The 21,024-nt window shown below is 43.0% G+C and carries 19 protein-coding genes; 17 read left to right on the top strand and 2 right to left on the bottom strand.

Features of this window, described 5'->3' with window-relative positions; all coding sequences use genetic code 11:
- Nucleotides 1-117: 117 nt before the first annotated feature.
- The 15 genes from ndhC (at nt 118) to F952_RS03905 (ending at nt 18,235) form a co-directional block, all read left to right on the top strand.
- Nucleotides 118-669: an NADH-quinone oxidoreductase subunit A gene (ndhC, locus tag F952_RS03975; protein ID WP_004922530.1), complete on the top strand. Its 552-nt coding sequence runs from the start codon at nt 118-120 to the stop codon at nt 667-669.
- A gap of 6 nt (nt 670-675) precedes the next feature.
- On the top strand, nt 676-1,353 hold the full coding sequence (locus F952_RS03970) for a NuoB/complex I 20 kDa subunit family protein (RefSeq protein WP_004922528.1): 678 nt from the start codon (nt 676-678) through the stop codon (nt 1,351-1,353).
- A gap of 81 nt (nt 1,354-1,434) precedes the next feature.
- Nucleotides 1,435-3,222, top strand: a complete 1,788-nt coding sequence (gene nuoC / locus F952_RS03965; protein WP_004922523.1) for an NADH-quinone oxidoreductase subunit C/D — start codon at nt 1,435-1,437, stop codon at nt 3,220-3,222.
- 12 nt (nt 3,223-3,234) lie between these two features.
- Nucleotides 3,235-3,744, top strand: coding sequence for an NADH-quinone oxidoreductase subunit NuoE (gene nuoE / locus F952_RS03960; RefSeq protein ID WP_026056894.1), 510 nt, complete (start codon nt 3,235-3,237; stop codon nt 3,742-3,744).
- Nucleotides 3,741-5,072, top strand: a complete 1,332-nt coding sequence (gene nuoF / locus F952_RS03955; protein WP_004922516.1) for an NADH-quinone oxidoreductase subunit NuoF — start codon at nt 3,741-3,743, stop codon at nt 5,070-5,072. The genes nuoE and nuoF overlap by 4 nt, the downstream gene beginning before the upstream one ends.
- Nucleotides 5,073-5,083: 11 nt before the next feature.
- Nucleotides 5,084-7,768, top strand: coding sequence for an NADH-quinone oxidoreductase subunit NuoG (nuoG, locus tag F952_RS03950; protein WP_004922513.1), 2,685 nt, complete (start codon nt 5,084-5,086; stop codon nt 7,766-7,768).
- Between the two features lie 3 nt (nt 7,769-7,771).
- Nucleotides 7,772-8,788 (top strand): NADH-quinone oxidoreductase subunit NuoH, encoded by a 1,017-nt coding sequence (gene nuoH, locus F952_RS03945; RefSeq protein ID WP_004922510.1) that lies wholly within the window; start codon nt 7,772-7,774, stop codon nt 8,786-8,788.
- Nucleotides 8,789-8,806: 18 nt separating this feature from the next.
- Entirely contained in the window at nt 8,807-9,349 is a 543-nt protein-coding gene (gene nuoI, locus F952_RS03940; RefSeq protein ID WP_004922508.1) for an NADH-quinone oxidoreductase subunit NuoI, read from the top strand.
- A complete protein-coding gene (gene nuoJ / locus F952_RS03935) occupies nt 9,349-9,867 on the top strand; it encodes an NADH-quinone oxidoreductase subunit J (RefSeq protein ID WP_171056903.1) in 519 nt (172 codons plus the stop codon). Before nuoI ends, nuoJ begins: the two co-directional genes overlap by 1 nt.
- The gene (nuoK, locus tag F952_RS03930; RefSeq protein WP_004922503.1) at nt 9,867-10,175 is read left to right on the top strand and encodes an NADH-quinone oxidoreductase subunit NuoK; all 309 of its coding nucleotides are present in this window, start codon (nt 9,867-9,869) and stop codon (nt 10,173-10,175) included. The genes nuoJ and nuoK overlap by 1 nt, the downstream gene beginning before the upstream one ends.
- Nucleotides 10,172-12,067 carry an NADH-quinone oxidoreductase subunit L gene (gene nuoL, locus F952_RS03925; RefSeq protein ID WP_004922500.1) on the top strand — a complete coding sequence of 632 codons (1,896 nt, stop codon included), beginning with the start codon at nt 10,172-10,174 and terminating at the stop codon, nt 12,065-12,067. Before nuoK ends, nuoL begins: the two co-directional genes overlap by 4 nt.
- Nucleotide 12,068: 1 nt before the next feature.
- Nucleotides 12,069-13,667: an NADH-quinone oxidoreductase subunit M gene (nuoM, locus tag F952_RS03920; RefSeq protein ID WP_004922497.1), complete on the top strand. Its 1,599-nt coding sequence runs from the start codon at nt 12,069-12,071 to the stop codon at nt 13,665-13,667.
- Nucleotides 13,668-13,670: 3 nt separating this feature from the next.
- Nucleotides 13,671-15,167: an NADH-quinone oxidoreductase subunit NuoN gene (gene nuoN / locus F952_RS03915; protein WP_004922494.1), complete on the top strand. Its 1,497-nt coding sequence runs from the start codon at nt 13,671-13,673 to the stop codon at nt 15,165-15,167.
- Nucleotides 15,168-15,273: 106 nt separating this feature from the next.
- Nucleotides 15,274-15,909 carry a uracil phosphoribosyltransferase gene (upp, locus tag F952_RS03910; protein ID WP_004922492.1) on the top strand — a complete coding sequence of 212 codons (636 nt, stop codon included), beginning with the start codon at nt 15,274-15,276 and terminating at the stop codon, nt 15,907-15,909.
- 184 nt (nt 15,910-16,093) lie between these two features.
- Nucleotides 16,094-18,235 (top strand): TonB-dependent receptor, encoded by a 2,142-nt coding sequence (locus tag F952_RS03905; protein WP_004922489.1) that lies wholly within the window; start codon nt 16,094-16,096, stop codon nt 18,233-18,235.
- Nucleotides 18,236-18,307: 72 nt separating this feature from the next.
- Here the strand turns inward: F952_RS03905 and gigC are convergent, their stop codons facing one another.
- The gene (gene gigC, locus F952_RS03900) at nt 18,308-19,195 is read right to left on the bottom strand and encodes a LysR family transcriptional regulator GigC (protein WP_004922487.1); all 888 of its coding nucleotides are present in this window, start codon (nt 19,193-19,195) and stop codon (nt 18,308-18,310) included.
- A gap of 85 nt (nt 19,196-19,280) precedes the next feature.
- Between gigC and F952_RS03895 the strand changes: the two genes are divergently transcribed.
- Nucleotides 19,281-20,042: a ferredoxin--NADP reductase gene (locus F952_RS03895; RefSeq protein WP_004922485.1), complete on the top strand. Its 762-nt coding sequence runs from the start codon at nt 19,281-19,283 to the stop codon at nt 20,040-20,042.
- Nucleotides 20,043-20,173: 131 nt separating this feature from the next.
- Here F952_RS03895 and F952_RS03890 read toward each other — a convergent pair whose 3' ends face one another.
- Nucleotides 20,174-20,596, bottom strand: a complete 423-nt coding sequence (locus F952_RS03890) for a hypothetical protein (RefSeq protein WP_004922483.1) — start codon at nt 20,594-20,596, stop codon at nt 20,174-20,176.
- A gap of 155 nt (nt 20,597-20,751) precedes the next feature.
- Here F952_RS03890 and F952_RS03885 point away from each other — a divergent pair, with 155 nt between their 5' ends.
- Nucleotides 20,752-20,988: a flagellar basal body-associated FliL family protein gene (locus F952_RS03885; protein ID WP_004922481.1), complete on the top strand. Its 237-nt coding sequence runs from the start codon at nt 20,752-20,754 to the stop codon at nt 20,986-20,988.
- Nucleotides 20,989-21,024 lie beyond the last annotated feature (36 nt).

Here is a 21,024-nt window from a genome sequence, read left to right as displayed (position 1 = left end):
AAAGAGAAAAGCGAAATCAGGTACAATTGGCGGGATTAATTTTGTGTTTGGTGCGTTTCCAAGACCTAAACATACATTTCTTTGTTAAATAATAGGCCTGCCAGGAGTTATCCCCGCATGAGTGCCATTACTCCATACGATTGGGCAATTATTGCCTTCGTGATCGGCGTTACATTTCTGTGCGTTTTTATGCTTACTGTTCCCTTACTCCTAGGGGGTAAATCATGGGGACGTGCGAAGCAGGAACAGTTTGAATCGGGTGTGGTGAGCGCAGGTGGTGCTCGCATTCGTTTATCTGCAAAATTCTATTTGGTTGCAATTTTCTTTGTCGTGTTCGACCTTGAAGCACTTTATCTTTATGCATGGGCAACATCTGTGCGTGAAGTCGGGTGGATGGGCTTTACCACGATGGTTATTTTTGTTGTAGATCTTCTTATTGCATTGATTTATGTCTTTGCAACAGGCGCCTTAACTTGGTCTCCGTCAGATCGTCGTAAAGCAGCAGGAATTAAACCTAAAATCGGTTCTCCTAATATGAATATTGCAGAGATCACGCGATTCAATTCAATTGAAGAGTTGGTCATCGATCCAACTGGTCATATCCCTGCACAATCCTCTGGTCGAATGAAATCCAAAACATCGACAGCACCGTCATCTAAACAGGAGTAACTCGGGATGAAATATACATTAACCCGTGCGAATCCGGATGCTAATCAATATCCATTACAAGAACGCCAAGTTGTGAACGATCCACTTCAGGAAGAAGTCAATAAAAATGTATTTATGACTCGCCTTGAAGATGTATTGCATAACGTAGTGAACTGGGGCCGAAAAAATTCGGTTTGGCCTTTTAACTTTGGTACTTCTTGCTGTTACGTAGAATATGCAACAACCTTGACGGGTGTGCATGATTTATCACGTTTTGGAGCTGAGGTAATTCGTGCTTCACCTCGTCAGGCTGACCTGATGATTGTTGCAGGAACGTGCTTTGTCAAAATGGCACCTGTTATCCAGCGTTTGTACGAACAAATGCTTGAGCCGAAGTGGGTTATTTCCATGGGTGCATGTGCAAACTCAGGTGGTATGTACGATATTTATTCTGTCGTACAGGGTGTTGATAAAATCATTCCTGTTGATGTGTATGTTCCAGGATGTCCTCCTCGTCCAGAAGCACTCATTCAGGCACTTATGCTCTTGCAAGATCAAATTCAGCTTGAGCGTCGTCCATTATCAGCCGTCATTGGTGATGATCTTCAGCCAGTATATAAGCCAAAGATGATGCCAGAACGTGACCGAAAAAATGCTGAACGGATTGCAGTGAAAAACTTACGATCTATGGATGAAATTAAATAATTTTTTTGATTTTCCATCTCTATGTTGAGCATGGTTGTCAAAAACCAAAAAAGAATTTGTATTAAATAGGAAGCCAAACCAATGGCTGAAACTGACATTGCTATGCCAGAATCAACCCCTGTTGATTCACGCCCAGCATTTGCAATTGTAGAAGAACTCAAAACCAAATTCGGTGAGAACTTCTATGTGCAAACGACTTGCGAAGAGTTTCCAACGGTCTGGGTTGAGCGCTCACGCGTACAAGAAGTTTTGATGTTTCTACGTAAAGTAGACCGTCCTTATGTCATGTTATTTGACTTGTCTGCAATGGACGAGCGTTTACGTGTACATCGTGATGGTTTACCTGCTTCAGATTTCACTGTTTTCTATCATTTATTATCGTTAGAGCGCAATAGTGATATCCGTATCAAGGTTGCATTGAACGAGAGTGATTTAAACATTCCAACCGCGACCAATATTTGGCCAAACGCCAACTGGTACGAACGTGAAGCCTACGATATGTTTGGAATCAATTTCGAAGGGCATCCGATGCTCCGTCGTATTTTGTTGCCAACCTATTGGGAAGGTCATCCACTTCGTAAAGAGTATTCTGCGCGTGCGACCGAATATACGCCGTACATGCAGAATCAGGCGAAGCAGGATTTTGAACAGGAACATTTGCGTTTTGTGCCTGAAGACTGGGGTCTTAAGCGCGGTAACGCCGATGAAGACTTTATGTTCTTGAACTTGGGTCCAAACCATCCATCTGCGCATGGTGCATTCCGTGTGGTCTTGCAGCTTGATGGTGAAGAAGTCAAAGACTGTGTGCCCGATATTGGTTATCACCACCGCGGTGTGGAAAAGATGGCTGAACGTCAAACATGGCATTCTTTCATTCCTTATACCGACCGTGTCGATTACTTGGGTGGTTGTGCGCAAAACATGCCGTATGTGATGGCAGTTGAGCAGCTAGCAGGCATTAAAGTGCCTGAGCGTGCACAAGTGATTCGTGTCATGTTGAACGAATTGTTCCGTATCAATAACCACTTGTTGTTCTGCGGTACAGCGATTCAGGATGCGGGTGGTATGACACCTGTATTCTATATGTTTGCAGACCGTCAGAAAGTGTATGACATCGTAGAAGCCATTACAGGTTACCGTATGCATCCAGCATGGTTCCGTATTGGTGGTACCGCTCACGATCTTCCAAATAACTGGCATAAGCTGGTGAAGGAACTGCTCGAGTGGATGCCAAAACGTCTAAACGAATACCACACGGCAGCGCTGAAAAATTCGGTGTTTATTGGTCGTACCCGTAATGTTGCCCAGTATGATGCAAAATCGGCATTGGCTTGGGGTGTGACAGGAACTGGTTTACGTGCAACAGGTATTGATTTTGACGTACGTAAATATCGTCCTTATAGCGGCTATGAAAACTTTGATTTTGATGTGCCGCTTGAGTATGAAGGCGATGCCTATGCACGTGTCATGGTGCATTTCCGTGAAATCACGGAGTCATTAAAAATTATTCAGCAATGTCTGGATAACATGCCATCAGGCCCTTATAAAGCGGATCACCCATTGGCTGTTCCACCGCCAAAAGACAAGACATTACAAGATATTGAAACCTTGATCACACACTTCTTAAGTGTATCTTGGGGTCCAGTAATGCCTGCGGGTGAAGCATCATTCATGACTGAGGTTGTAAAAGGTGCGAGCACGTATTACCTCACATCTGACAAGTCAACCATGAGCTATCGTACACGTATTCGTACGCCAACCTTCACCCACTTGCAGCAAATGCCTTCGGTGATTAATGGTAGTCTGGTTTCGGACTTGATCATTTATTTGGCGACCATTGACGTGGTTATGGCTGACGTGGATCGCTAGGGGTAAACGATGATGATGATTTTGACTGATAAAAAACCTCGTGTGAATGTTGAAGGAATTTTGACTGCTGATGAAATTCATGAAATTGAACATCACATTCATCACTATCCTTATCCACGCGCTGCATCTTTAGATGCGTTGAAATGTGTTCAGCGTCGTAATGGCTGGGTCGATGATGCGCAAATGAATGCGATTGCACAAATGCTCAGTATTAGTGTGGCTGATTTGGAAGGTGTAGCAACATTCTATAACCGTATTTACCGCCAGCCTGTAGGCCGTCATGTGATTTTACTCTGCGATTCGATCGCGTGTTTTCTCATGGGTGCTGAAACGTTAGCAGAGGCATTCCAGCGTGAGCTTGGAATCCAGTATGGGCAAACGACAGCAGATGGTCGCTTCACATTATTGCCAATTTGCTGTTTAGGAAATTGCGATAAAGGACCAACCTTAATGATTGATGAAGATACACATGGCTTAGTTGATGTATCTTCGGTCAAACAGTTATTGGAGAAGTATGTATGAATACTGAACCAAAACCGATTTATGGCGACGGAAACCCTGAAACTCATCCGCTGACTTGGCGTTTGAGTAAGCAGGAGCATGTACGTAGTGCTGATGATTACGAAGCACTAGACGGTTATGCAGGTTTTAAAAAAGCCATTGGCATGACACCTGCTGAAGTCCTTGATGTCGTAAAAGCCGCAACAGTCAAAGGCCGTGGTGGTGCTGGTTTCCCTGCCGGGATCAAATGGTCATTGATGGCGCCAAATGATGGTGGTCCTCGCTACCTGATTTGTAATGCCGATGAAATGGAACCAGGGACTTTTAAAGACCGTCTATTGATGGAAAAGTTACCTCACCAGCTGATTGAAGGTATGTTGATTGCAGCATATACACTTGAAGCGACTCAGGGTTACATCTTTATCCGTGGTGAATATATTGAAGCTGCCCAGTACTTAAATGAAGCACTGGAACAGGCTCGTGCCAAAGGTTATCTTGGCGATAATATTCTTGGAACAGGCTGGAATTTCGAGCTTTACGTCCATACGGGTGCGGGGCGTTATATTTGTGGTGAAGAAACTGCATTGATTAACTCACTGGAAGGCCGTCGTGCCAACCCACGTACCAAACCACCATTTCCACAGGTTGCAGGTGCTTGGGGTCGTCCAACCATCGTCAATAACGTAGAAACCTATAATAACTTACCAGCGATCATGTTACGTGGTCCTGAGTGGTATATCGGATTGTCTGCTGGCAAGTCAAAAGACCCAGGTACCAAGATTTATGGTGCATCGGGTAAAGTTAAATTCCCAGGTTTATGGGAGCTTCCATTTGGTACAACTGCGCGCGAAGTGATTGAAGAGCATGCAGGTGGTATGCGTGATGGATTAAAGCTGAAAGCATGGTTACCAGGTGGTGCATCAACAGACTTTTTGGCTGCTGAGCACATTGATCTGCCTATGGATTCAGAAAGCATTATGAAGGCGGGTTCTCGTTTGGGAACATGCTTGCTGATGGTGGTGGATGAAACCCAATGTATGGTTTCAGCAACACGTAATCTGGAAGAATTCTTTGCACGTGAATCATGTGGTTGGTGTACACCCTGTCGTGATGGTTTGCCTTGGGCTGTGAAAGCATTAAAAGCGCTCGAGAATGGTGAAGGGAAGATGGAAGATATTCAGCATCTTCAGGAACTGACTCGAAAGTTATGGATTGGTAAGACTTTCTGTGCTCACGCACCAGGTGCGATGGAGCCACTGATGGGCGCACTCAAATATTTCCGTAGCGAGTTTGAAGCGAAAGTGGCAAAAAGCCCAGTCGTTCAAACTAGCCACGTAGCACAAGCTTAAGGAATTCGACTATGGCTACAATTCATGTCGATGGAAAATCTTACGAAGTCGATGGATCAGAAAACCTGTTGCAGGCCTGTTTATCACTTGGTCTTGATATTCCATATTTTTGTTGGCATCCATCATTAGGTTCTGTGGGTTCATGTCGTCAATGTGCAGTAACTCAGTATGCAAATCCTGAGGATACGCGTGGCCGTCTGGTCATGTCATGTATGACGCCTGCAACTGACAATACTTATATTTCAATTGAAGATAAAGAAGCGGTTGATTTTCGTGAGTCGGTGGTTGAGTTCTTAATGACCAACCACCCACACGATTGTCCAGTGTGTGAAGAAGGCGGTCACTGTCATTTACAGGACATGACAGTCATGACAGGTCATGACCGTCGTCGCTATCGTTTCACTAAACGTACCCACTACAATCAGGAGCTGGGTTCGTTTATTGCACATGAAATGAACCGTTGTATCGCATGCTACCGTTGTGTGCGTTATTACAATGACTACGCTGGTGGTACTGACTTTGGTGTCTATGCCAATGCATCACGTGTTTACTTTGGTCGTCCAGAATCAGGAACTTTAGAGTCTGAATTTTCGGGTAACTTGACTGAAGTGTGTCCAACAGGTGTATTTACCGATAAAACTCACTCTGAACGTTATAACCGTAAATGGGACATGCAGTATGCGCCAAGCGTATGCCAAGGCTGTTCTTCAGGTTGTAATATCTCTCCAGGTGAGCGTTATGGCGAGCTTCGTCGTATCGAAAACCGCTTTAATGGTGAAGTCAACCAGTACTTCTTGTGTGATAAAGGCCGCTTTGGTGGGGGATATGTCAATCGCGCAGATCGCCCACGCCAGCCACAGTTCCGTGTCGGTGAAGCAGTGACCACAGTTTCTGTGGATCAGGCACTGGATCAGGTCATTGCCAAGATTCAAGGCAAGAAAGTTCTGGGGATTGGTTCACCACGAGCGAGCCTCGAATCAAATTATGCATTGCGTGAGCTGGTGGGTCAGGAAAACTATTCGACTGGTATTTCCCAGAAGGAACAGCGTCTGGTTGAGCTTGCAGCATCGATCATGCAGACACAGGGAATTTACAACCCGAACATGCGTGAAATCGAAAGCTACGATGCAGTTTTGATTTTAGGTGAAGATCTGACTCAAACTGCGCCACGTATGGCGTTGTCTGTACGTCAGGCTGCTAAAAACAAAGCCAAGCAAATGGCAGCAGATCGTCGTACCCAAGAGTGGCTAGCAGAACCTGTACAGCGTATCGGTCAGGATGCAAAATCTCCGATCTATATCTTGGCTGCAACACAAACCCGCTTAGCTGATGTAGCTGCAGGCGAAGTGGTTGCATCGCCTAATGATATTGCGCGATTAGGATTTGCGATTGCTGCGGCAGTGAAGGGTGAGACCATTACGGGTCTGGAAGATGATGCAAAAGCATTTGCTCAAACAATTGCTGACACATTAAAAGCTGCGAAAAAACCATTGGTTATTTCGGGTACGAGTCTACAAGATCCTGCCATTATGGAAGCAGCAGCACAGGTCACTCAGAACTTGGGTGAACGCGCTGGTCTGACACTGACTGTCCCAGAAGTTAACTCGATGGGCTTGGCACTGTTTGGTGGCTTGAGTTTAGAGCAAGCATTTGCGCATGACTATGATGTCATGGTGATTGTTGAAAACGATCTGTTCCGCCGCTTGCCTGAAGCACGTGTTAAGGCTGCACTTGAAAAAGCTGAAACGGTGATTGTGCTTGATCATAGCCAGACTGCGACCTTGGAACAGGCAGATATTGTGCTTTCAGCAGCAAGCTTCGCTGAAGGTGACGGTACTGTTGTGAGTCAGGAAGGCCGTGCTCAACGCTTCTATCAGGTCTATGATCCAAGTTATTACAAGCCTGAATATGCGATCAAAGAATCATGGCGCTGGTTACATGCGATTGAAACAAGTCTGAAAGGTAAGTCAATTGACTGGACTTTACTTGATGACGTGATTGAATCTGTTGTGAAAAATGTGCCTGTGCTAGAAGCAATTCAGGATGTTGCACCTGATGCGGGTTATCGTGTTCATGGTCTGAAAATTGCACGTGAACCACGTCGTTATTCTGGTCGTACAGCACTTCGCGCACCATTATCTGTACATGAACCAAAACAGCCTGTAGATGTTGACTCTGCATTAACATTCTCGATGGAAGGTTATGTCGGGCCGCAAAAAGCATCAGCATTGGTTCCATTTGCTTGGGCACCAGGTTGGAACTCTCCACAATCTTGGAATAAATATCAAGATGAAGTCGGTGGTCATTTGAAAGGTGGTGATTCAGGCATCCGTCTGTTTGATCGTTTACCAAAACGTCCAGCACGTAGCTATGTCGCACCGTCGGCAGTACTGGTTAATCCAGAAAGCTTCCGTCTGGTTCCAATGCATCACATTTTTGGTTCTGGTGAATTTACCATTAAGACACCAGCGATGCAGTCCCGTATTCCAGAAGCAGCCTTTGCTGTGGGGGAGCAGGATGCAGAGCGTCTGAATTTGAAAGATGGTGAAAGTATTCAAGTTCAAGCAGGTGATACAACGGTTCGTTTACCTGTTCAGGTGATTGAATATTTACCAGCGGGTTATATTGGTTATCCAATTGGGTTGGCACCAACAATCTCAATGGCCGAACCTGTGTCTGTTGCGGTAGGAGTATAATTCATGAATCAAGAAATTATGCGTCAAACACCGCTCTGGGCAGAGAACTGGCCAATTGCATATTCAGTCATTCAGGCGATTGTGATTTTACTGGTCGTTGTTCTGGTTGCTGCATTAATGTCATTTATTGAACGTCGTCTACTTGCATGGTGGCAAGACCGTTATGGTCCGAACCGTGTAGGTCCTGGCGGTATGTTTCAGATTGTGGCAGACATGCTCAAGATCATGTTCAAAGAAGACTGGACACCAAAATTTGCAGATAAACTCACGTTTCGTATGGCACCAGCAGTGGCAATGGCAACTGCGGTACTGTCATTTATCGTGATTCCAGTCAGCCCAACACTGGGTGTGGCGGATATGAGTATTGGTCTGTTGTTCTTTATGGCAATGGCTGGTATTGCAGTGTATGCGGTTTTATTTGGTGGTTGGGCTTCAAACAACAAATATTCATTACTTGGTGGTTTACGTTCGGCTGCTCAGACCATTTCTTATGAGGTCTTTTTAGGGATTTCCCTAATGGGCGTTGTTGCAATTGCGGGTTCATTTAATCTACGTGAAATTGTAGAAGCGCAACGCGACATGTGGTTTATCGTACCGCAGTTCCTTGGTTTCATGATCTTTGTGGTTGCTGGTGTTGCGGTGACTCACCGTCATCCATTTGACCAACCAGAAGCCGAGCAAGAGCTGGCAGAGGGTTATCACGTCGAGTATGGCGGTATGAAATGGGGCATGTTCTTCGTCGCTGAATATGTCAACATCGTACTGATTTCTGCACTGATCGTGACGTTGTTCTTTGGTGGTTGGCTTGCACCGTTTAACCTTGAGATACCGTTTATTCCACCCGTATTTTGGTTCATTGTAAAAACAGCATTCTTTGTCATGATGTTTGTTTTGGCACGTGGTGCGTTAATGCGTCCACGTTATGACCAAGTGATGAATTTTGGTTGGAAAGTTTGTTTGCCGCTGGCGTTGGTCAACCTGATGGTGACTGGTGCTGTGATTCTGATGAATCAGGCCTAAGACAGCAGGGAGTACAAAATGTATAAAGTTCTAGCTGGAGTTGGGTCAATCGTTCGTACATTGTGGATGGTTTTCACTCACATTACACGTAAACGTGACACAATTCTGTATCCAGAAGTACCAGCAGAGGAAATTGTACCACCTCGCTATCGTGGTCGTATTGTTTTGACACGTGATCCGGACGGGGAAGAGCGCTGTGTCGCGTGTAACCTCTGTGCGGTGGCATGTCCAGTGGGTTGTATTTCACTGCAAAAAGCAGAGAAAGAAGACGGTCGCTGGTATCCTGAATTTTTCCGTATCAATTTTTCACGTTGTATCTTCTGTGGTATGTGTGAAGAAGCATGTCCGACCACTGCCATCCAGATGACGCCGGATTTTGAGTTGGGCGAATACGTGCGTCAGGATTTGGTTTATGAAAAAGAAAACTTACTGATTTCTGGTCCTGGTAAATATCCTGATTACAACTTTTATCGTGTTGCTGGTATGGCAATCGATGGTAAAGAAAAAGGTCAGGCACAAAAAGAAAGTGCACCAATTGATGTACGGAGTTTATTACCATGATGTGGCCATTTTATTTGATGGCTCTTGTGGCCATTATCTCGACGATTCGTGTTGTGACTAACACGAATCCAGTACATGCTTTATTAAGCTTGATTGTTTCACTGCTTGCTGTTGCAGGTATTTTCATGATTGTGGGTGCGCCATTTGCTGGTGCACTTGAGATCATTGTTTACGCTGGTGCAATTATGGTCTTGTTTGTATTTGTGGTGATGATGCTCAATTTGGGCCGCCACACTGTAGAGCAGGAGCGTAAATGGCTGACCTCTGAAACATGGGCTGTTCCTGCTTTGATGAGTTTTCTGCTTGGCCTGACATTGGTCTGGATGCTAAGCGGTGAATATACAACAGCAGGACATGTTTTAGGACGTGAAGTGATCGGTCCAAAAGCTGTTGGTCAAGCACTGTTTACCCACTATCTATTACTGGTTGAAATTGCCGCAATGTTATTGCTTGCAGCTCTTGTTGCAGCATTCCACTTAGGTAAGCGTGAACCAAGTGCAACAGAGGGACAAGAATAATGGGTAATATTCCTTTAGAGCATGGTTTGATTGTTGCTACCATTCTTTTTGCACTGGGATTTTACGGTGTAATGGTGCGACGCAACTTATTGTTTATGTTGATGAGCCTTGAGATCATGATGAATGCTGCTGCACTGGCATTCGTTTTGGCGGGGAGTGTCTGGGCACAACCTGATGGTCAGATCATGTTTATTCTGATTTTGACCCTTGCTGCGGCAGAGGCATGTATCGGTCTTGCGATCGTCCTTCAGTTTTACCATCGCTTCCACCATCTGGATGTGGATGCTGCGAGTGAGATGCGTGGATGAGTACTTTATATTTAACGATTCTTTTTCCGCTGATCGGTTTTATTTTATTGGCGGCAGGGCGCGATAAACTTTCTGAAAATGTAGCCGCGATTGTGGGTGTCGGTTCAGTTGGTTTATCCGCATTATTTGCGCTTCTTGCGGGATTGGCATTTACCAGCAGTGGTCAACCTGTTTTTGTTCAGCATTTATGGACATGGTTTAATGTCGGCGGCTTTGCACCTGGCATTACCTTGCATTTAGATGGTTTATCATTGCTCATGATGGGCATGATTACTGGCGTTGGTTTTCTGATCCACATCTTTGCATCATGGTATATGCGTGGTGAAGAGGGCTATGCACGTTTCTTCTCCTACTTTAACCTGTTTGTAGCCAGCATGCTGGTGTTGGTATTGGGTGATAACCTTGCGTTATTGTTCTTGGGTTGGGAAGGTGTAGGTCTGTGTTCATACCTATTGATTGGCTTTTACTACTCAAATCCTGCCAATGGCTGGGCTGCCATCAAAGCATTTACAGTGACCCGTGTGGGTGATGTATTCTTGCTGATTGCACTCTTCTTGCTTTACCAACAGTTTGGTACGCTCAACACGCAGTACATTGTGGAAAATGCAGCGTCAGTGATGACTCAAAGTTCATCACTTTCGATCTGGACCGCATTAATGTTGTTCTTGGGTGCAGCAGGTAAATCGGCACAAATTCCATTACAAACATGGCTTGCTGATGCAATGGCAGGCCCAACACCAGTTTCGGCATTGATTCACGCGGCAACGATGGTTACTGCGGGTGTTTACTTAACCAGTCGTATGCATACAGTGATCGAAATGGCGCCTGCTGTGATGCAGTTTATTTCAATCACGGGTGCAGTGACACTCCTTGTTGCAGGTTTTGCGGCACTGGTTCAAACCGATATCAAACGTATCTTGGCTTACTCGACTATGAGTCAGCTCGGCTATATGTTTATGGCTGTGGGTGCAGAAGCTTATCAGGCTGGTCTGTTCCATATGTTGGCACATGCATTCTTCAAAGCATTACTGTTCTTATCATCTGGTGCAGTGATTCTGGCATGTCATCACGAACAGAACATTTTCAAAATGGGTGGTCTGCGTAAAAAGATCCCATTTGTATTCTGGTGTTTTGTGATTGGTGGTGGTGCATTGGCTGCGCTTCCGATCGTAACGATTGGCTTCTTCTCAAAAGATGCAATTTTGGGTGCTGTATACGCGCAGTCTACGCTTGCGAACCTTCCGCTTTACAATACCTTGTACTGGGTCGGTGTTGCTGGTGCATTCCTCACCTCGATTTATACCTTCCGTTTAATCTGGGTAGTCTTCTTTGGCGAAGAAAAAACCGAAGCACATGCCATTCATGGCGTGACTTACTGGGGACCACTCGCAATTCTGGCATTTCTATCGACAGGTGTGGGTTATTTCCTTCAAGCACCCGTCTTAAAGCTACTGTCAGGGGCAAACATTCCAGCATTCACTATTCCTGAGCAATTAGAAGCAGCAGTGTCTCATGCTGAACATCTGGCAAGTGGTGTTGCGATTGTTGGATTGGTTATTGGAATTGCATTGTTTGTATTTGCATATAATGCGGTTAAATCTTTTGCTGCAACAGGACTCGGTTCTGGTCTGGCACACATTTGTCGTACGGCTTTTGGTTTCGATGCACTCTATGACATCGTGTTTGTTAAACCCTATTTGCTCATCGCGAAAATTTTAGGTCGTGATCCGATTGATGGTTTGTGGTTAGTGCTTCCAGCTTTGGTTAAAGGTGGTAATAGCTTTACCAGTGCCCGTCAAACAGGTTCATTGCGTGAATACGCGTCAAGTATGTCACTCGGTGTAGTGGTGTTATTGATGATCCTGATCATTATTCAGGTAGTGGGGAAATAAAATGGAAAACAATTTAATTTTACCCGCGCTGATACTCGTTCCCTTCATTGCAGGTTTTCTTTGCTGGATCATTGATAAACTTGACCAGCAACTTCCACGCTGGATTGCCCTGATTGGTATGCTAATTACCTTGGGCTTAACTTTGGCACTTTGGCAGCATGGTACTTATCAGTACGAGCTAGGGGCAAAAGTTCCAACGTGGTCTTCAGAATTTTATATTCCTTGGATTAAAACACTTGGAATTAATATCCATCTGGCTGTAGATGGTCTTTCTCTTATGATGGTTGGATTAACTGCATTACTTGGTGTATTGGCAGTCGGCTGTTCATGGGGCGAAATTCAAAAAAATGTTGGTTTTTTCCACCTTAACCTGTTGTGGTCATTGGGTGGGGTGATTGGTGTATTCCTTGCAATTGATATGTTCCTCTTCTTCTTCTTCTGGGAGATGATGCTGGTTCCAATCTATTTCTTGATTGCACTGTGGGGACACAAAGGATCGAATGGCCGTTCGCGTGTATATGCAGCGACTAAATTTTTCCTTTATACCCAGATTGCTGGTTTGATCATGTTGATCGGTATTCTTGGTCTTGTAGTTTATGGCTACATGATGACAGGTATGATCGGCTTCGATTATAACTACTTGCTTGCAGTTGCAAACAACTTGCCAGCAGGTGTTGCTTATGCCTTTATGCTGTGCTTCTTTATTGGTTTTGCCGTAAAACTTCCTGTGTTTCCTTTACACGGCTGGTTACCAGATGCACATGCACAAGCACCAACAGCAGGTTCTGTGGACTTGGCAGGGATCTTGATCAAAACGGCTGCCTATGGTCTGCTTCGTTTTGTGATTCCATTCTTTCCAGCGGCGTCTGCACAATTTGCAGATATCGCAATCATTTTTGGTTTGATTGGTATTTTCTACGGTGCTTGGTGTGCTTACCAGCAAACAGACATGAAACGTTTGCTTGCTTATACCTCTATTTCACACATGGGCTTTGTACTACTTGCAATTTATGCAGGTAATATTTTGACGTATCAAGGTCTGATGATCATGATGCTGGCACACGGTTTGTCTTCTGCTGCGCTATTTATTATGTGCGGTCAGATTTACGAGCGTTTGCATACACGTGATCTACGTTTGATGGGCGGTATTCGTGGTCAGTTCCGCTACTTGCCATTTTTCTTAATGTTCTTTGTTGCAGCACTTGTGGGTATTCCTGGTTTAGGTAACTTTATTGGTGAATTCCTGATTTTGATGGGATCTTTCAACAAGTATCCAACATTCACAATTATTGCGGCTGTAAGTTTGGTATTTGCAGGATTGTACGGTTTGATCTTGATCCATCGTGCATTATTTGGCGAACCAAATCCAGAGCAGGCTCAGCATTACAAACAACCACTGAAAGATCTTTCTACTCGTGAAGTAGGAATTTTGATGATCTGTTTAATTGGTCTGGTTTGGTTAGGAATCTATCCTCAAACTTTCCTCGATATTTCTCATTCATCAATGCAATGGTTAACCAATGGTTATGCTCCTGTCAGTCAAATTGTTGATGTTACTCAACAAGCAGTAGCTCAGCTTAGCGATGTGGAGATCCAATAAGCCATGAACTTCACAATGTCTTTTTCTCAGCTTATGCCGTTAGCACCTGTCATGATTGTGGCTTTAACCGCAGTCGTGGTAATGATCCTGATTTCGATTAAACGAAACCACAATCTGATTGCAACAGCTTCGGTCATCGGCTTAAACCTTGCGGCGGCTTATATTCTTCTCACAATGTTTGGTGGTCAGTTTGTACCATCAAATGTTATGGGTATGTTTATGGTTGATCCATTCACATTGCTCTACCAGCTTCTTATTTTGGTTGCATCATTGGCATGTTGTACCTTGTCGCATGCTTATATCGATTCATATCAAGAAAATCGTGAAGAACTCTATCTATTGCTACTGGTTTCGGTATCAGGTGCCATGTTGATGGTTTCTAGCGCGCATTATGCATCGTTCTTCATTAGCCTTGAGCTGATGTCGATTCCTGTCTATGGTTTGCTGGCTTATACCTATCAACGTAGTCGTTCTTTAGAAGCTGGAATCAAATATCTGGTTTTATCTGCTACAGCGTCTGCAATGCTATTGATGGGTATGGCATACATTTATGCATATACAGGTTCTTTAGCATTTTATGATTCTGTACAGGCACTATTTGAAGCGATTCAGCAACCAATGGTCATTTTAGGTCTTGGCCTGATCATTTTTGCAGTTGCTTTCAAACTGTCACTTGCACCATTTCATAAGTGGACACCAGATGTTTATGCAGGCGCACCGGCACCTTTAGTCACATTCCTTGCGACCGCAGCGAAAGTTGCAACGATTGGTTTGTTTGTACGCTTTATGCTGACTTCTGGGGCAATCCTGATCGATTCAATCGTGACAATTATTACCATTCTTGCGGTATTGTCGATTGTGATTGGTAACTTGCTTGCTGTTCGTCAGGTGAATTTAAAGCGTGTACTTGCTTACTCATCGATTGCCCATTTTGGTTACTTACTCATTGCTTTAGTGAGCATGACTTATGCAAGTTTAGGTAGCGTAACCGTATATGTGATCACTTATGTACTCACTACAATTGGTGCATTTGGTGCTGTAGCGCTGATGTCGAGTCCTTACAACAACGTGGATGAAGCAGAAAGTCTTGCAGATTATCGTGGTCTATTTTGGCGTCGTCCAGTTTTAACCGCGACCTTAACGGTGATGATGCTATCTCTTGCAGGTATTCCATTAACTGCTGGATTTATTGGTAAATTCCTCGTGGTAATGGCTGCCGTAACCACTCAACACTGGTTCTTGGCTGCAATGATTGTGGTGGGTAGTGGTATTGGTTTGTACTATTATTTGCGCGTCATGATTGTGATGTATATGACCCCACCAGATGTCCCACGTATCGATGCAGATAAGCATTGGGGACAAAAAGTGGGCGGTATCATGGTACTTGCTGCGGCTGCATTGGTCTTGATTATTGGTATCTATCCAGATCCGATTATCAAGCTTGCACTTGAAGGTGAAATTCTTTCTCCATTACATTTTGTGTTAGCAAATCATCAGTAATGTTTGGTTTTTAACAAAAAGAGCCTCCATTTTTGGAGGCTTTTTTTATTTCATGTTCAAAAACAATTATAATAACCAAAGTTTATCGTTGTGTTAGGTGTCTCTCGTGCCCATTCAAGAAATTCGTCATCCTTTAATTCGTCATAAACTTGGTTTATTACGTCGTGCGGAGATTAGTACCAAAAATTTCCGTGAGTTGGCTCAGGAAGTAACCATGCTATTGACCTATGAAGCGACCAAGGATTTACAACTGGTTGATCATGAAATTGATGGCTGGGTGGGTAAGGTAAAGACACAACGCATTGCAGGCAAAAAAATTACCATTGTACCAATCTTGCGTGCAGGTATTGGAATGCTTGAAGGCGTACTCAATCTTATACCAAGTGCGAAAGTAAGTGTGTTGGGATTGGAGCGTGATGAAGAAACGCTTGAAGCACGTACCTATTACAAAAAGCTGGTGCCTGATGTTGCGAATCGTATTGCCATGATCATTGATCCGATGTTGGCAACGGGTAGCTCATTGATTGCGGCAATTGATGTACTGAAAGCCAGTGGTTGTAAAGACATCCGTGTGATGGTGTTGGTGGCTGCACCAGAAGGTGTAAAGAAAGTGCAGGCTAAGCATCCAGAAGTCGAGATTTATACGGCATCTATTGATGATGGTCTAAATGAGCATGGTTATATTGTGCCTGGACTTGGCGATGCTGGTGACAAAATTTTTGGTAGTGTCCAAAAAGATTAATTCCTAAAAATAAAAACAAAAGCCACAATATTGTGGCTTTTGTTTTTTCATTTCTTGATTGTTAAATATTTTTATAAAGATCTCTTGATACTTTAGTAATAATAAATACTAATATTATTTATAATAATAATTATTCTCATTTATTAATGTGTTTGCTAGAATCCCTCCATCTATGGGGGATGATATGAACAAGAATATTTTATTTTTATCTTTAATGGCCTTACCTGTATTTGCCTTCGCTGAAAATAATCTGGTATTACCTACAATTACAGTGAGTGCTGAGCAGCAAGTGCAAAGCTATGCAGCAGATAGATTGAATAAACAAGCAGCGTTGGGAAGTCTTGGTGAAAAATCTGTGCTTGATACGCCATTTTCACTTGTGAGCTATTCAGATGTCATGATTCGGGATCAACAGGCATCTACAGTATCAGAAGTATTAAGAGCTGATCCGAGTATTCGTGAAACGACCAATGCAGGACATTTAAATGAGAATCTTCAGATAAGAGGTTTTACAGTAGGTTTTGAAGACTACAATATCAATGGCCTATATGGTATGTCGCCATCTGGACGTATACCCACTGATATTCTAGATCACGTCACCTTATTAGAAGGTCCGAATGCATTGGTCGCTGGGATGGCGCCAGCAGGTAGTGTCGGTGGGGTGGTCATGGCACAAACCAAGCGAGCCACAAAAGATCTCACTCAAGTTTCTGCAATGTATGAGGATGGTGGTTACTATAAGTCAGGATTTGATGTGTCGCGTCGTTTAGGACAAAATAAACAGATTGGCGCGCGTGTTAGCGGTTCTTATGGACAAGGTGAGCATATCATTGATGGTATGCAAGATAAAAATTCAACAGGTGTTATCGCCCTTGACTATACGACAGACAAATTGAAAATTAATTTGGATGCCTATGCGGTACGCGACGAGCGTAAAAATGGTTCACCTGCCATGGTTGGCTTCGTTCCTTGTGCCACATTATCTAAAGCCACAGCGTGTACTACGCCATATACATTAAGCAGTGCTCCATCAGGAGATACCAATTATTTTTCAAATATTAAAGGACAACAAAATAGTAAATACACAGGCTTGTCAGGAGAATATAAGTTTACTCCAGACGTGAAAATGTATGCAGGTTTAGGTTATGCACAAAAAGAATATTCAGGACATTTGTTTGGAACTCGACTGATTGTTAATGATACAAACACAGGAGCTTCTTCTTCCCAATATTACCGTGTAGGCTCAAAAGAAAATAATTTTGCAGCGAATACTGGATTTGAAAGTAAATTTGAAACAGGCGCGATCAAACACACAGTCGGGTTACGTGTCGATTACTTAAATCGAAAGTATAGTCAACATGCTGCTGCAACCAGCTCAACGTTTACTACAAATTTGTATTATCCTAGTCATGATGGAACAATGCCAACCAGCTATCCAAATATTGTACCTTATGCAGATAATACTTATGTGAGTTATACGCTGACTGATCAACTTTCTATGCTGGATGATAAATTGCAACTCATTTTAGGAGCACGTTATCAAGATATTCACACGAAAAATTTATATAAAAACTCAAATTATTCGAGCGATAAGGTTTCTCCAAGCTTAGGCCTGGTTATTAAACCGTTTAGTGATAATTTATCGTTTTATGTCAGCTATGTAGAAGGTTTATCAGAAGGCGTAACCGTGTCGGATATTACTTATCCAACAGCAATCAATAAGGGCGAAACATTTACACCATTTCAAACCAAACAATATGAGCTGGGCACTAAATACCAAGTAGGGTCATGGTTAAGTACGGTTGCACTTTTTCAAATTGAAAAACCTGAGATTTATTTAGATACGACGACATCGGCAGTAAAAGACGATGCACAAACGCGTTCTCGTGGCATTGAATTATCAACATCAGGTAATGTCACAGACCATCTTAATTTAATGGCAAATATGGCTTACATCGATGCTAAATATGCAAAATCTGGTACGCCAGCATTAGTTGATAAAACAGTGTACGGCATTCCAGATTTTACCGCAGGTTTAATGCTGGATTATGCGATTGCTTATGTAGATGGGTTGAGTACAAATGTGGGTATCACCTATGTGAGTAAACAATATTTAAATAACACCAATACTTTAGAGTTACCTGATTATACAATTCTGGACTTGGGTGCAAAATATAAAGTCAAATTGGGCGGCGTTGATACTACATTTAGAGCCAACATTGATAATGTGAATAACAAACAATATTGGTCAGGTGTATTTAATAACAACTATGCCGTTATTGGCGAGGCACGAACCTATAAACTGGGTGTAACATTTGATTTCTAAATGAAGGAATAAATAAAAAACTCTTTCAATTGAAAGAGTTTTTTATTCAGATTAATGAAATCGCGTAAAAAATTAATTCACTCGATTTTCACAGAAGTTCATAAAGGCCTTTAAACCAGGTCCCTGATATTTTTGACGATGGACTAATAGATGTAAAGGGCGGGTAAGTTCCCAAAAAGGAGTTTCTAAAATCACCAATTGACCTTTTTCAATTAAAGGTTCGATCGCTAGTCTGGAAATACAGGACATACCGAGTCCCCCAGCAACAATTTTTAAAATCGCTTCATTATGCCCCAAAGTCAAACGAATATTGGCATCAGGTACATCCTGCAAAATAGCATTGTCAAACACTTCACGTGTCCCAGAGCCTTCTTCACGCAAAATCCATTCAACATTTAAGAAATCTTGCGCCGTGAGGGGGCGGCCAAGTTTTGCGAGTGGATGATCAGGCGCACAACATACAGCAAGTTCATCATTACGCCAGTGAATACATTGTAATTGAGGCAAATGACAAGAGCCTTCAATGAGTGCCAGATCTAGCTGAAACTGATTCACTGCTTCAATCATTTGGCGGGTATTACCCACTTGAAGCTGTAAATGTGCTTGTGGATGAATTTGAAGAAAATCTGCCATCAGGTCTGGAATCAGATAGTCACTGATCGTTAAAGTTGCACCTAGGCGTAAATCAATACTTTGTAATTCACCTTTGGCTGCCTGTTCAAAGGCTTCACAGCGGCCTAATATTTCCAAGGCTTGAGGTAATAGAAAACGACCAAGATCATTGAGCTGTAAACGCTTCCCTAAACGATCAAATAAAGGTGCTCCAAGCCCATCCTCAAGATCAGCCAAAGCCATACTCGCTGCACTTTGTGTGAGGCGAACAGCATCGCTTGCTTTTGTTACAGTACCTTCTTGAGCGACTGCCACAAAAACAGCCAACTGACGTAATGTCATGCGCATGAACGAAGCCTTACCCTTTAAAAAGTATTAATAATTTGAGCTGTCATGCTAACATGAGCACACCATTTCGTGCCACGTTGAAATTATGTCTATTGAAAAATTTAGCGTAGAAAAAGTGTTGTCTATACACCGTTGGACACCAACATTGTTTAGCTTTACCTTAACCCGACCTGCACATTTTAAATTTAGCGCAGGGCAGTTTGCACGGATTGGTTTAAAAGTAAAAGATGATTTGGTAGTTCGTGCCTATTCCATTGTTTCATCGCCATTTGATGAAACACTAGAGTTCTTTTCAATTGTGGTTCCCGATGGTGCATTCACTTCAAATTTACAACATCTCAAGATTGATGATGAATTGTATCTGGAAAAGATTCCTTATGGTTTCTTGACGCTTGCGCGTTATCAGTTACCTTTACCTCAGGATTTATGGCTACTGGCAACAGGAACTGGACTGGCGCCCTTTATTTCCATGCTGCAAGATTTTTCTACTTGGGAAAATTACCAGCATATTTATCTGGTTTACAGTGTACGAAGTGCTGCCGAACTGGCCTATGTAGAAAAAATTCAGGAAATTGCAGCAAATTTTGGAGAAGGACATCGCGACTTTAAGTTTATTCCTGTCGTTACTCGTGATCCACATGCAGCATTGCATGAGCGTTTACCTGTTTTAATTGAAAATGGTGAACTTGAAAAAGCTGCCAACCATATGCTTAACCCTGCCAGTAGTCATGTGATGCTATGTGGAAATCCACAAATGGTAGAAGATACCAAAGAAGCCTTAAAACGCCGTGGTCTAAGTATGAACCGACGTGGTGAAGGCAATATCGCAGTAGAAAACTATTGGTAATGAGCTGCGACTCAAGCAGCACAAGGGCGAGTTAACCAGTTTAAAAATGATTTAATCATCCACACATAAAAAGGTTAAAGACTTTTCATCAGCTGAGTTGGGATTTTTCATTCATTGGTCTGAACAAGAATTTAATGCACGAACATATCCATAAATTCACGCAGTTCAAAAATTGCATTGTCCAGATCGGTGGTTAGCCAAGTCGGTTCAAAAAAGCCAATATAATGTTCTAAACGTTCTTGTGGCACCACCAGACGCACAGGACATTCTTCTTCTAAAAGACGCCAAGGCAAAATTGGAACGTCATTATCCAGAAAAGCGTTTACCTGACGAATATCGATAATCATGGCATTGATACAGTCAGGGAAAGGCATCACTGAGAATTCTTCAGTACGACGGCGAAAATATTCCAGATCACCCCATTTGAGTGCGTAACTCGACTTGGTGAATTCGATAATCCCGATAATGTGCTCATCACGAGTATGGTGCAATGAACATTGATGTGTGACGTCAGTGTCAAGATCAAGAGTTACACTTTGCTGACGGTACGACATAAGCGCCTAAACAAAAAAATGGGTGAGATAGTATAGCCTATTTTTTAATACAACGATGAAACAAAGAACACGTTGCTACTATGCTTCTTCACACAATGCTACATAAGTGCTTGTTATGATGGAGTTGTAGAGAAAACAATAACGAGGATAAAACCATGAAACATGATTTTAGCAAACCATCTTCGCATACATCGACACCAGAAGAAACTGAAAAGAAACGTAAGCTTCCCGTTTATATTCTTATTTTTGTTGGGATTTTCTTGGTTGCCTTGATCGCGTATATGGTGGCAGACCACAAACCAGATGCGGCAGATGCACCTGCTGATCATCCAAATCCAAGTGCACAACCTGCGACACCAAACAATTCGACCCCTGATTCTAATAAATCTTAATCCAGGAAAAGGACGGATCTCAATCAAAAGAGGCGC

Source organism: Acinetobacter baylyi DSM 14961 = CIP 107474, assembly GCF_000368685.1.
GTDB lineage: Bacteria > Pseudomonadota > Gammaproteobacteria > Pseudomonadales > Moraxellaceae > Acinetobacter > Acinetobacter baylyi.
Note: the sequence above shows the minus strand (reverse complement) of the source record. Positions and strands in the feature narration are given on the sequence as shown.